At 71.8% G+C, this 12,131-nt stretch carries 10 protein-coding genes; 4 read left to right on the forward strand and 6 right to left on the reverse strand.

Annotated elements, in window-relative coordinates; translation table 11 throughout:
* Positions 1-105: 105 nt before the first annotated feature.
* Complete coding sequence (locus AB0A61_RS09865; RefSeq protein WP_361288916.1) at positions 106-2,454, reverse strand: immune inhibitor A domain-containing protein; 2,349 nt, start codon at positions 2,452-2,454, stop codon at positions 106-108.
* Positions 2,455-2,902: 448 nt separating this feature from the next.
* Here AB0A61_RS09865 and AB0A61_RS09870 point away from each other — a divergent pair, with 448 nt between their 5' ends.
* Positions 2,903-3,187 carry a hypothetical protein gene (locus tag AB0A61_RS09870; protein WP_361288919.1) on the forward strand — a complete coding sequence of 95 codons (285 nt, stop codon included), beginning with the start codon at positions 2,903-2,905 and terminating at the stop codon, positions 3,185-3,187.
* A gap of 106 nt (positions 3,188-3,293) precedes the next feature.
* Here the strand turns inward: AB0A61_RS09870 and AB0A61_RS09875 are convergent, their stop codons facing one another.
* On the reverse strand, positions 3,294-3,920 hold the full coding sequence (locus tag AB0A61_RS09875) for an RDD family protein (RefSeq protein ID WP_361288922.1): 627 nt from the start codon (positions 3,918-3,920) through the stop codon (positions 3,294-3,296).
* Between the two features lie 87 nt (positions 3,921-4,007).
* Positions 4,008-5,627: an RDD family protein gene (locus AB0A61_RS09880; protein WP_361288925.1), complete on the reverse strand. Its 1,620-nt coding sequence runs from the start codon at positions 5,625-5,627 to the stop codon at positions 4,008-4,010.
* Between the two features lie 243 nt (positions 5,628-5,870).
* Here AB0A61_RS09880 and AB0A61_RS09885 point away from each other — a divergent pair, with 243 nt between their 5' ends.
* A complete protein-coding gene (locus AB0A61_RS09885; RefSeq protein WP_361288928.1) occupies positions 5,871-6,290 on the forward strand; it encodes an SsgA family sporulation/cell division regulator in 420 nt (139 codons plus the stop codon).
* Between the two features lie 22 nt (positions 6,291-6,312).
* Here AB0A61_RS09885 and AB0A61_RS09890 read toward each other — a convergent pair whose 3' ends face one another.
* A complete protein-coding gene (locus AB0A61_RS09890; protein WP_361288931.1) occupies positions 6,313-7,719 on the reverse strand; it encodes an FAD-linked oxidase C-terminal domain-containing protein in 1,407 nt (468 codons plus the stop codon).
* A gap of 93 nt (positions 7,720-7,812) precedes the next feature.
* On the opposite strand from AB0A61_RS09890, the gene AB0A61_RS09895 reads away from it, so the two are divergent.
* Positions 7,813-9,306 carry a tetratricopeptide repeat protein gene (locus tag AB0A61_RS09895; protein ID WP_361288934.1) on the forward strand — a complete coding sequence of 498 codons (1,494 nt, stop codon included), beginning with the start codon at positions 7,813-7,815 and terminating at the stop codon, positions 9,304-9,306.
* Between the two features lie 33 nt (positions 9,307-9,339).
* On the opposite strand, the gene hppD is transcribed toward AB0A61_RS09895, so the two are convergent.
* Positions 9,340-10,485, reverse strand: a complete 1,146-nt coding sequence (gene hppD, locus AB0A61_RS09900) for a 4-hydroxyphenylpyruvate dioxygenase (protein ID WP_361288937.1) — start codon at positions 10,483-10,485, stop codon at positions 9,340-9,342.
* Positions 10,486-10,607: 122 nt separating this feature from the next.
* On the opposite strand from hppD, the gene AB0A61_RS09905 reads away from it, so the two are divergent.
* Entirely contained in the window at positions 10,608-11,075 is a 468-nt protein-coding gene (locus tag AB0A61_RS09905; protein ID WP_361288940.1) for an Lrp/AsnC family transcriptional regulator, read from the forward strand.
* A gap of 160 nt (positions 11,076-11,235) precedes the next feature.
* On the opposite strand, the gene AB0A61_RS09910 is transcribed toward AB0A61_RS09905, so the two are convergent.
* The gene (locus AB0A61_RS09910; protein ID WP_361288943.1) at positions 11,236-12,027 is read right to left on the reverse strand and encodes a S16 family serine protease; all 792 of its coding nucleotides are present in this window, start codon (positions 12,025-12,027) and stop codon (positions 11,236-11,238) included.
* Between the last annotated feature and the right edge of the window lie 104 nt (positions 12,028-12,131).

A 12,131-nucleotide genomic window follows, 5' to 3' on the forward strand; every position in this document is an offset into this window, starting at 1 on the left:
TCCGGTCGGTGTCAATAAGAGGACCACAGGACGCACCTAAACACGATCGGCGGCGACCCGCCAGGGGGTCACCGCCGATACGCGCTTGACCTGCGAAAACGTTGACTACTTCACCGCGCGGCCGACCTCGAGCTCGATCGTGGAGCCGTCCCTGGCCTCCCTGGTGATCTTGATCTTGGTGTTGGTGTCAGTGATCTTGACAGCGCCGGCCGGGTTCGAGGCGTCGTAGTAGGTGCTGGTGTGGTCGTTGAAGACCGGCACCCCCTTCGACGGCTTGATCATGGTCACGACGTCCGCCTTGTGGAGCGTGATGCCGTCCGTGCCGTACAGGCTGAAGGGCGAGTCGTAGGCCTGGACGCGGTTGCGCATCAGCGTGCCGTCGGACCACTTCAGCAGCGCCGGGTGCGAGTCGACCGGGAGGATCAGACCGGTGCCCGCGTGCTGGCTGGTGTTGTTGTCCTTCTGCGAGGTGTCCCACTTCCAGATCAACAGACCGTTCTGGTACGGGTAGTGCTCCACCCAGCCCGGACGGGTCGAGAAGCCGAAGTTGTACGGGCCGGTCTTCAGCGTCTTGTCGTACGACACGTACTGGCGGTTCTCGGCGATGTAGTACTGCTTGTAGTCCTTGGTGAAGGACGCGCCGATGCGGGAGAAGCCGTTGGCCTTCCAGGCCGGGTCCGCGCTCTCCGCGTTGTCGGAGAACAGCGCCGAGCCGTCCGCGGTCACCGTGATCTCGTCGGCCGCGAAGCCCTTGAGTGCCACGCCGCCGTCGGTCTGGTAGCGGAACCGGAGGTCGATCTTCTTGCCCGCGTAGGCGTCGAGCCAGTACGCCAGCTTCTTGTAGCCGTCGGCCGTTCCGGTCAGGACCGGCTGCCCGCTGCCGTCACGCGGGATGGGCCGGCCGTCCACCGTGCCGTCCAGCGCGGTCCAGTTGGCGCCGCCGTCGGTCGAGACCTCGGTGTAGAGGTAGTCGTAGTTGGCCTCGATGTCGTACCAGCCGTCGAGAGTGAGAGCGGCCGACTTCTTGCCGGTGAGGTCGACGGAACGGGTCAGCGTGTTCTTCAGGTCGTTGTCGCTGCCGCTCCACCACTGGGTCGCGCCCTGGGCCGGGGTGACGACCTCGGTGGTGACCGCCTTGTCGGGCAGGGAGACGACCACGGCCTGCCGGTACTTGGTGTTGTACTCGGAGACGCCCAGCTTGTGCCAGGAGTTGACCGCGGCCTTGGCCGTGTCGTAGGTGAGCCAGCCGAGTTGCAGCTTGTCCCAGGCGTTCATGTCGCCCGGCAGGTCACCGATGGCGTCCCTGCCGCGGCCGAGCCAGGAACCGGAGGACATCAGCGTCCAGAAGCCGGTGGAGTTCTCGCCGCCGGCGGTGTCGTACTCGTCCGGCAGGCCGAGGTCGTGGCCGTACTCGTGGGCGTAGACGCCCAGTCCGCCGTTCTCGGGCTGGATGGTGTAGTCACCGACCCAGATGCCGGTGTCGCCGATCTGCGCGCCGCCCAGCTTGTTGCCCGTGGGGCCGGTGGCGCCGGCGTCGGTGCCGAAGGCGTACCAGCGGTGCGCCCAGATCGCGTCCTTGCCCTGGGCGCCGCCGCCCGCGGACTCGTCCTCGCCGGCGTGCACGATCTGGAAGTGGTCGATGTAGCCGTCGGGCTCGTTGAAGTTGCCGTCGCCGTCGTAGTCGTAGCGGTCCCACTGGTCGTACTTGGCCAGGTCCGCCTTGATGTCGGCGTCGGACTTGCCGGCCGCCTTCTGCTGGGCGACCCAGGCGTTCACACCGTCGCTGACCACGTTCCACACGCTGGGGCAGTTGGTGGAGCCGCAGTAGTTGGAACCGTAACGCGCCTCGTTGTAGGGGACCTTGACCCAGTCGGAGACCTCGCCGTCGACCGAGTAGCGGCCCGAGGACTGCTTCTCGTAGTACTTCTTCACCGACTCGACACCCTTGCCGGCGCCGAAGTACAGGTCCTGGAAGTGCTTCTGGTCGAAGTCCTTCTGCCAGGCGGTGCTGTTGTCCTTGGTGCGGTCCGGCGCGGATATCCGGTTGTGCAGCGGGCCCGCGGTGCCGCCGTACTTGGGGTCGGTCTTGTCGCCGAACTCCACCAGGATGGTGAAGATCTTGTCGGTCTTCTCCCGGCCCAGCTCGACGTACTTGGTGTCGCCCTTCTTGCCCTTGAGCTGGACGACCTTGGAGCCATGGCGGTCCTGGACCTTGGTCCTGCCCTCGATGACCTGGTTCAGGGCCTCCTGGCGCTGGGCGTCCTGGGTCTTGCTCAGCGGGCCGTCGAGGTCGTGCTTGTGCTGCTTGACCGGCTGCGGGTCGTGCCGGGTCACGGAGGCGGGCGTGCCGGTCGTTGCGGCCTCCGCCACGGCGAACGTCGAGAACGCGGCGGTGGCCGCCGCGAGCGCGACACCTGTCGCGGCCGCTCTGAACGTCCGCGGTCTGCTGGTCACTTGATGTCCTCCCCTGACGCGTTTTCGGGCGCGCGGAAGGGGGGTCTCTGGCCTGGAAGGTCCGCGCGCGATCAACGCGTGTAGTCAAGTGACGACATTTGACTAGAGGTTTACAAGAAAAGACAGACCTTGACTTGGACAGTTCAACTGAACTATACGAAGCCAACGTTCGCTTTACGGACGGCTGGATGCCGAGGGTCGACGGGCGCGCGAGGCCGTCCACTTCGTGGACGGTATGACTCCGTGCGCCCCCGATGCACCGGCACCGTGGGTTAGGTCACGCTTACCGGGCGTTCCACTCGGGCATGCAGGCGAATAGAGTCGATTGGCGGAACGCCCGGAAGCCGGCGGAAAGCCAGGCCGACGTCTCTGTCTCACCCCTGTTCTGTCCGCACCCTCCCCCCGTGAGAGGCCCAAGGGGAGACCCCACTTCCGAGGACCGATTGCCATGCCTCGTCCGACCGCCGCACAGCTCGCCTACGGTTCCTGCACCGTGATCTTCTCGACGCTCGCCATGCTGCTGCTGTCCCAGACGAGTTCGGGCGTGGGGATCGCGGTCATCGCCCTTGCGGCGCTCGCCCTCGGGCTGCTCGTCGCCATGACGGTCCCGCTGCCGAAGCCCAGGCCGGCCGCCGAGCGGACCGAGGTGCCCGCGCAGCCGGAGCCGGTGGCGGTGCGGCGGGAGACCGTGCCCGCCGGGGTGGAGCCCGTCCGGGAGCCGACGGCGTCCTGACACGGATCAGCGGGCCCGTACGACACGGGCCCGCCGTCCTTTTCCCGCCTGTGGCGTCTTTCCGGCTGTGGCGTCTTTCTGGCGGTGCCGCTTCCCCGGCGGTACGTCAACTGGTGCTGACCACCACCGTCTTGGCGGCCTTGTCGTGCAGGCCCTGCTTGTAGGGCCGGTCGATGAAGCTCCAACCGCCGCAGATCGCCAGCCAGATGCAGGCGCAGCAGAAGCAGAAGGGCAGCCAGAGCACCGCGGCGCGCCCCAGCGAGGTCTGGACGGACGGGGTGGTGCCGTCGGCGAGGTTGGCCACCCGCATGTTCAGCCACTTCTTGCCGAGGGTCTGCCCCGTACGGCTGATCATGAAGGTGTCGTAGGCGATGTAGAGCACGGCGGAGACGACCGCCTCCGTCAGTGGCTTGCCGAACTCCACCCGGTTGGCGTTCACCGTGTACTGGTGGGCCTGCAGCGGCCAGGTGACCAGCCAGATCACGATGGTGACCAGAATCAGGTCGACGATCCGGGCGAGCGTCCGCTTGCCGCTGTCGGCCAGCGGGGGCATGCCGGCGAGCGGGTCGGCGGGGTAGGGACCACCGTAGGAGTCACCGCCGTACGGGCCGCCACCGTAGTGCGGGGGCGGCCCGCCGGGCGGGGGCGGCGGGCCGGAGCCGGGCGGAGGCGGGGGCGGGCCGGCGCCCGGAGGCGGCGGCGGGCCGGAGCCGGGGGGCGGTTCGGTGCTCATGGGCCGAGTGGACCGCGAGCCCCGGGACCGCGCATCCGGTGCGCGGCCGTAAGGGCGACCCGGCCGGGGCCGCCCGCGCCGAGGAGGTCAGCCGGCCACGAAGGTGTGCGCCGCCTTGTCGTGCCAGCACTGGTGCCACGGCCTGTCGAACAGGCACCACATGACGCCCACGAGCCCGACGCCGAGCAGTCCGGGGACGCTGTAGACGAGCCAGCGGCGCAGGGCCGCACCGAAGGACGGCGGCTCGTGACCCTCGATGTCCCGGACCTGGAGGCCACACAGCTTCTTGCCCAGCGAGCGCCCCCACTTGGCGGTGGGCAGCACCTCGTAGACGACGCCGGACAGCAGCAGCACGGCGAGGACGATGCCCAGGTACGTCGCCGTCGTGCCGTCGAGCAGCCAGACCGTGACGGTGCGGCCGGAGAGCTTTGCCGCGTCGATCTTCGCGTTGACATGGTCGATCGCCCTGGCGCCGAGCGGCACGGCGGCCGCGGCGGTGACCCCGGCGAGGACGACCGTGTCGACGAGCCGGGCGGCCAGCCGCCTGCCGACGCCCGCGGGCCGCGCCGCCGCCTGCCGCCGGGCGGCCGCCTGGAACGGGTCGTCGACGGGCGGCTTCCACGGCGCGACCGGCTGATCGTCGGCCGCCAGCCGGTGCACCTGCTGGGCCCAGGAGGACTGCCCGCCACCGGGGCCGGTGGTCATCGGCGAGGAGACGGCGGCCGCGGGCGGCGTGGCGGGGTGGCCCGCCGGATTGGCGGGGGCGGCCTGCGCGGCGCCGGACCGCGGAGGCACGGACGGACCGGAGCGCGGGGAGGAGGATCCGTGCGGTGTGGCGGGGGTGGCTTCGAACCCGGAGGGCGGCATGGCGGCCGGGGCCTGTGCCTGCGCCGCCCGGGCGGCGGCCGCCTTTCCGGCACCGAACCCCGGGCCGCCGGGACCGGCGTTCGGATCCGCGGCACCGCCGGCCGCCGCGGGCCCGCCGGGCGAAGCGGCCGTTCCCGGCCCCGCGATCGGCGCGGCCGCACCCGCCGGCCCGCCGCGCCGACCCGTGGGTGATGCCGGGCGGAAGGCCGGGCCGCCGTCGTCGGCGGGGCGGCCGGAGCCCGGGACGCCGGGAGCGGACGGCCCGGCCGCCGCGGTGCCGCCCGCTGCCGCGGCGGCCTCCCCGGCCCCCGCCGCGGGCCGCCGGAACACGAACGTGCCGTCGGCGGAGGCCCCCGCCGGATCCGGGCCGGCGGGCGGAATCGACGCCGTGCCGTCCGTGCGGGCCGCGCGGCCGTCCGGCTGTACGCCGTCGGGGGTCCCGTCCTGGCGCGGGACCCTCGGATCGGCCGCCCCCGGGGCACCCCAGGAGACGCGACGGTCCTGGTCGCCGCCGAAACCGCCCTGCTGGGCGCGGTCGGCGCCCCAGGCCGACGCCGGTTGGGGGCGGCCGCCGTGCGGGTCCCCGGCGGGGGCGGGCCCGCCGGGCGGATCCTCGTCGAAGAAGTGCGGGCCCGTCTCCTCGACCGCCGCGATCGCGGGCGCCGCGGGACGCACGCCGGGCGGCGGGCTCAGCGGCTCGCCGTCGGTCGGCGCCGGCCGGCTGGTGCCCGGCACCCAGGCCCCGCCGTTCCAGTACCGGACATATCCAGGAATGGACGGGTCCGGGTAGTACCCCTCGCGGGGTCTGTCGTCACCGGGTGCCGGAGTTGGGGCGCTCATGTCCGTCGTCCCGTATCTGCTCGGGGGTCGATTGGGGCCTCCACATCTATCAGACCCGCGCACGCGCCACCGCCGGTCCCGCCGGACCCGCTCCTTTCCGGGCAACCTCGTGCACGTACGTCACAAGCCCGGAAGCACGGGCGGAAGAAAGTTCCCTCAACCCGCGTAATGCCCCGCGCCCCGCTCCCCTCTCCACCCGTACGGGTCCATCGCGGGCCCGGTACCCGAGAGGAGACGCACGCCATGCACCACACCGTGGTCGAGCGGGAGCTGGAGCTCCGGCTCGTCGTGTCGCCCGAGACCGGCATCCCCGTCCCGGCGCGGCTCGGCTACCGCACCGACGAACCGTACGCCGTCCACATCGTCTTCCACATCGACTCCGACCAGCCCGTGCACTGGACCTTCGCCCGCGAACTGCTCGTGGAAGGGGTGTTCCGGCCCTGCGGGCGCGGGGACGTACGGGTGTGGCCGGCGCGGGCGGAGGGCCGCGGCGTCGTCGCGCTGGGGCTGAGTTCACCCCACGGCGAGGCCCTGCTGGAGGCACCGGCCGCGCAGCTGGCGGCCTGGCTGGAGCGCACGCTGCGGGTGGTTCCCCCGGGCACCGAGGGCAGGCGGCTCGGCATCGACGACGAGCTGGCCGAGCTGCTCGCCCCCGGCGCGTGAACGCGGGGGTGCCACCGTGCGGTCAGAACACCTTGCCCGGGTTCAGGATGCCGAGCGGGTCGAAGACCTGCTTGATCGCCCGCTGCATCTCCACCCCCACCGGGCCGATCTCGCGCGCCAGCCACTCCCTCTTCAGCACCCCCACACCGTGCTCGCCGGTGATCGTGCCGCCGAGCTGGAGGCCGAGGGCCATGATCTCGTCGAAGGACTCGCGGGCGCGCCGTGACTCGTCGGAGTCCTGCGCGTCGAAGCAGACCGTCGGGTGCGTGTTGCCGTCTCCGGCGTGCGCGCAGACCCCGATGGTGAGCTGGTACTTCTCGGCGATCCGCGCGATCCCGTCCAGCATGTCGCCGAGCCGGGAGCGCGGTACGCACACGTCGTCGATCATCGTGGTGCCCTTGACCGCCTCCAGCGCGGTCAGCGAAAGCCGCCGTGCCTGGAGCAGCATCTCGGACTCGGCCGCGTCGTCGGCGGGCACCACCTGGGTGGCGCCGGCCGCCTCGCACAGCGTGCCGACCGCGGCGAGGTCGGCGGCCGGGTCCGGGGTGTCGAAGGCGGCCAGCAGCAGGGCTTCGGTGGTCTCCGGCAGCCCCATGTGCGCCATGTCGTTGACGGCCTTCACCGTCGTACGGTCCATGAGTTCGAGCAGGGACGGCACGTGGCCGCCCGCCATGATCCGGCACACCGCGTCGCAGGCGGCGGCCGAGGAGGCGAACTCGGCCGCCAGCACCAGCTGTTGGAGCGGCTGTGGCTTGAGCGCCAGGACCGCGCGGACGACGATGCCGAGCGAGCCCTCGGAGCCCACGAACAGGCGGGTGAGGTCGTACCCGGCGACGCCCTTGGCCGTGCGGCGGCCGGTGGACATCAGGCGGCCGTCGGCCAGCACGACGTCGAGTCCGAGGACGTATTCGGCCGTGACCCCGTACTTCACGCAGCACAGCCCGCCGGAGGCGGTGCCGATGTTGCCGCCGATGGTGCACATCTCCCAGCTGGAGGGGTCGGGAGGGTAGTACAGCCCGTGTTCGTTGACGGCGCGGGAGAGGGCGGCGTTGACGACGCCCGGTTCGACCACGGCGATCCGGTCGACCGGGCTGATCTCCAGGATGCGGTCCATCCTGGTCAGGGACATCACGATGCAGCCGTCGGAGGCGTTGGCCGCGCCGGACAGGCCGGTGCGGGCGCCCTGCGGGACGACCGGGACGCGCAGCTCGCTCGCCGTGCGCATGACGTGCTGGACCTGTTCGACGGTCCGCGGCAGGACGACGACGGCCGGCGTGCCGGACGGGCAGAAGCTCGCCATGTCGTTGGCATAGGAGACCGTGACGTCGGGATCGGTGAGGACCGCCTCGGCCGGCAGGCCCGCGAGGAGCCGGTCGGTGAGGTTGCCCCGGACTTCGTCTGGGGCGGCTTGAATACGGCTCATGATCACAGCGTGACACTCGGGGCCATCGGTGTGAACCCCGTAGGCCGTACCCCTCCGCCTACCGGGTGGCGGTAGTCGTATCGACGCACAGTATGCGCCATGGGAAACCGACAGCAGAGCCCGGCCGCCTCCCTGATGACCGAGTCGCGGCGCGGGCGCCGCCGCCTGCGCCAGGTGTTCCTGTCCCTGGTCACCATCGCGGCCCTGCTGGGCGCGGCGTGGATGGTGCTGCCGGCGCAGCGGCGCCCGGCACGGCCGGCGCCCGGCCCCGGCGCGCCGGGTGCGCAGGGTGCGCCGGGTGCACCGGCGGCGGTCGCAGCCGGGGTGCCGGCGGCGGTCGCGGCCGGGGTGCCGGCGGCGCTGCCCGCCCTGTCGGCGTTGATCGGGGACCGCGAGCGGCATCTGCGGGCGCAGCCGCGCGACGCGCAGGCGTGGGCGGTGCTCGGGGCCGCCTATGTGGAGCGGGCCGGGCGGACCGCCGACGCGGCCGACTATCCGAGGGCCGACACGGCACTGCGGACCTCGCTGCGGCTGGCCCCGGCGCGCGGCGCCCAGGCCCTGGGCGGCCTGGCGGCCCTGGCGAACGGGCGCCGGGACTTCCAGGCCGCCCGCTCGTGGGGCGAGCAGGCGCTGAAACTGGAGCCGAAGCGGTGGACGACGTATCCGCCGCTCATCGACGCCTACACCGGCCTCGGCGACTACCAGGCGGCACAGCGCACCCTCGACCAGCTGGTGAAGCTGCACCACGGGCCGGCCGTGAAGGCGACGGCCGCGGCCGTGTACTGGGACCGGGGCTGGCGCGAGGACGCGGCGGCCCAGTTGTCGGACGCGGCGGCGGCCGCGGCCACTCCCGCCGAACGCGCGGCCTACCTGGAGCAGGCCGGGAGGATCGCCTGGGAGCGCGGGGACCGCGACGACGCGCTGCGGCACTTCGAGGCGGCCGCGCGACTCGACCCCGACCAGTGGGCCGCGCTGGCCGGGCAGGGGCGGACGCTGGCCGCGCTCGGCCGGACCACGGAGGCGGTGCGGGCCTACCAGTCGGCGCTGGACAAGCAACCCCGCCCCGAATACGCCCTGGAACTGGGCGAGTTGTACGAGTCGATGGGGCAGGAGCAGTGGGCGCAGGCGCAGTACGGCGTGCTGCGGTCGCGGGTACGCCGGGACGCGGCCGCCGGGGTCGACGACGACCTGGTGCTCGGGCGGTTCGAGGCGGACCACGGCGACGCGGAGTCCGCCGTGCGGCGGCTGCGTGCCGAGTGGCAGCGGCAGCCGGGCATCGCGGTGGCCGATGCGCTGGGCTGGGCGCTGCACCGGACCGGGGAGGACGAGGAGGCCCTGAAGTTCGCCACACAGGCGACCGACAGAACCAAGGGAGGCGGGGTGCGCAGTGCGCTGTACGCGTACCACCGCGGGATGATCGAGCAGGACCTGGACCTGACCGGGCCCGCTCGGCGCCACCTCGAGGAGGCGCTGCGGACCAACCCGTACTTCTCGCCGCTGGGCGCGCCCGACGCCAGGGCCGCGCTGGAGGCGCTGGGTGAGGCGCCGGCGGAGGAGCTGCCGGCCGACGTCGCACCCCGGCAGCGCCCGTGACCGCGTCGTGCGGAACGGGCGCTGCCGACGGGATCACAGGTTGCCGCGCCGCTCCTGCTCGCGCTCGATCGCCTCGAACAGGGCCTTGAAGTTGCCCTTGCCGAAGCCCATCGAGCCGTGGCGCTCGATGAGTTCGAAGAAGACGGTCGGGCGGTCCTGGACCGGCTTGGTGAAGATCTGCAGCAGATAGCCGTCCTCGTCGCGGTCGGCGAGGATCTTCAGCTCGCGCAGGGTCTCGACGGGGACGCGGGTGTCGCCGACCCACTCGCCGAGGGTGTCGTAGTAGGTGTCGGGGGTGTCGAGGAACTCCACCCCGGCCGCGCGCATCGTGCGGACCGTCTGCACGATGTCGTTGGTGTTGAGCGCGATGTGCTGGACGCCCGCGCCGCCGTAGAACTCCAGGTACTCGTCGATCTGGGACTTCTTCTTGGCGATGGCGGGCTCGTTGATCGGGAACTTGACCTTGAGGGTGCCGTCGGCCACGACCTTCGACATCAGCGCGCTGTACTCGGTCGCGATGTCGTCGCCCACGAACTCCTTCATGTTCGTGAAGCCCATGACCTTGTTGTAGAACTCCACCCACTCGTTCATCCGGCCGAGTTCGACGTTGCCGACGCAGTGGTCGATGGCCTGGAAGGTGCGCTGGGCGGGCGGCTCGACCATCGGCTTGGCCGCCACGTAGCCGGGCAGGTAGGGGCCGTCGTAGCCGGAGCGGTCGACGAGGGTGTGGCGGGTCTCGCCGTAGGTGGCGATCGCGGCGAGGACGACCGTGCCGTGCTCGTCCTTCATCTCGTACGGCTCGGTGACCGACCGGGCGCCGTGCTCGATGGCGTACGTGTACGCGGCGCGCGCGTCCGGGACCTCGATGGCGAGGTCGATGACGCCGTCGCCGTGCTCGGCCACGTGCTGGGCGAGGAAGTGGCCCCAGGTGGTGGCGGGCTTGATCACGGAGGTGAGGACGAACCGCGCCGAGCCGTTCTCCAGCACGTACGAGGCGGTCTCGCGGCTGCCGTTCTCCGGTCCGGAGTAGGCCACCAGCCGCATGCCGAAGGCGGTGGAGTAGTAGTGCGCCGCCTGCTTGGCGTTGCCCACGGCGAAGACGACCGCGTCCATTCCCTTGACCGGGAAGGGGTCGGCCTGCCGTGCGGTGTCGGGAGTGTGGTGTGTGGTCTGCGTCATGGGCGAAGCCTCACCCCGCCCCGCAAGGTGCGCAATAGTTTGTGTCTTCACTGGGCAATCTGACCGGTGAGGGCCCGCATACGGCGGGCTTTCTGTACAGGATGACCACTTGGGAGGCTGCCGTGGCGATCGATCAACTGGACGGCCGCATCATCGTGCTGCTGGCGCGCGAGCCACGCATCGGCGTCCTTGAGATGTCCCGGCGGCTGGGGGTCGCCCGGGGGACGGTGCAGGCGCGGCTCGACCGGCTGCAGTCCAACGGGGTCGTCCGCGGATTCGGCCCGGAGGTCGACCCGGCGGCGATCGGTTACCCGGTCACCGCGTTCGCGACGCTGCAGATCCGGCAGGGCCAGGGGGCCGACGTACGGGCGCACCTGGCGACGGTGCCGGAGGTGCTGGAACTGCACACCACCACGGGCACGGGCGACATGCTGTGCCGCCTGGTGGCCCGCTCCAACGCCGACCTCCAGCGCGTGATCGACCGGGTGGTCGGCTTCGAGGGCATCGTCCGAGCCTCCACGGCCATCGTCATGGAGAACCCCGTCCCTCTGCGGATCATCCCACTGGTGGAGCAGGCGGCGGAGGAGTAGGCGGCGGAGGAGCAGGGGGCGGGGGAGCAGGGGGCGGGGGCGTTGCGGGGTCTGCGCTTCGACGACGCCCTCCTCGAGGATGCGAGCCCAGCCGTGCGCGTCGAAGTCGGCCTGCGTCTCGCGGCCACCCCGAGGACGGTCCCCACCCCCTAGACAGGCCCTAGCAGCTCGGCACCGCGCCCTTCCCCTTTTCCAGGGTCACCAGGGAGTTCACCGCGCTCTTCAGGGTGGTCACCGGGACCAGGAGCAGGCCCTTCGGCAGCTGGGACTTCGCGTCACTGCACTCGGCCTTCGGCACCAGGAAGACGGTGGCGCCGTCGCGCCGGGCGGCCTGCGTCTTGAGGGCCACTCCGCCGACCGCACCGACCGTGCCGTCGGCGCTGATCGTGCCGGTGCCCGCGACCGTACGGCCGCCCGTGAGGTCGCCGCCGCTGCCGTCGCCGTGGAGCTTGTCGACGATGCCGAGGGAGAACAGCAGGCCCGCGCTGGGACCGCCGACGTCGGCGAGCTTGAGCGTGACGTCGATGTTCTTGCCGCTGACGCCGAGGTACTTCAGGGCGGCCTGGGTGGCCGCGTCCTGGGACTGCTTCATCTGCTGGGCGTTGTGCTGCTCGATCTCCTTGACGCTGTTGCCGCTCGGGTAGACCGCGTCGCGCGGCATCACCGCCCGGTCGGTGGCGAACCAGCCGTCGATCACGTCGTTCAGCGAGACGTTCGCGTCCGGGCCGGTCGCCTCGATCGTCGTCATCCGCAACTGTCCGCTGGTCGTGCGGGTCGGCGCGCCGGTGATGGTGATCACCTGGGTTCCCTTGTTCTCGCCGAGCACGTTCGCCGTCATGCCGGGCTGCGCCACCGCGAACGGCAGCGGTGCGAACGCCGCCGTGGCGAGCAGGGCCACGACGGGCAGGGCACAGACAGCGACGGCCTGGGGGCGCGTGAGGCGAGAGAACACGGGATCAATCTAACGCGGTGACGACTTCCGGCCAGGCGGCGGTAGGCTCCCCTCCCCCGGGCCGCCGACCGCCCCTCCCCCCGGGTCGGACCGCCCTTTCCCGC

The sequence above is a fragment of the Streptomyces sp. NPDC046197 genome (assembly GCF_040646295.1).
In the GTDB taxonomy this organism is placed as follows: Bacteria; Actinomycetota; Actinomycetes; order Streptomycetales; family Streptomycetaceae; genus Streptomyces.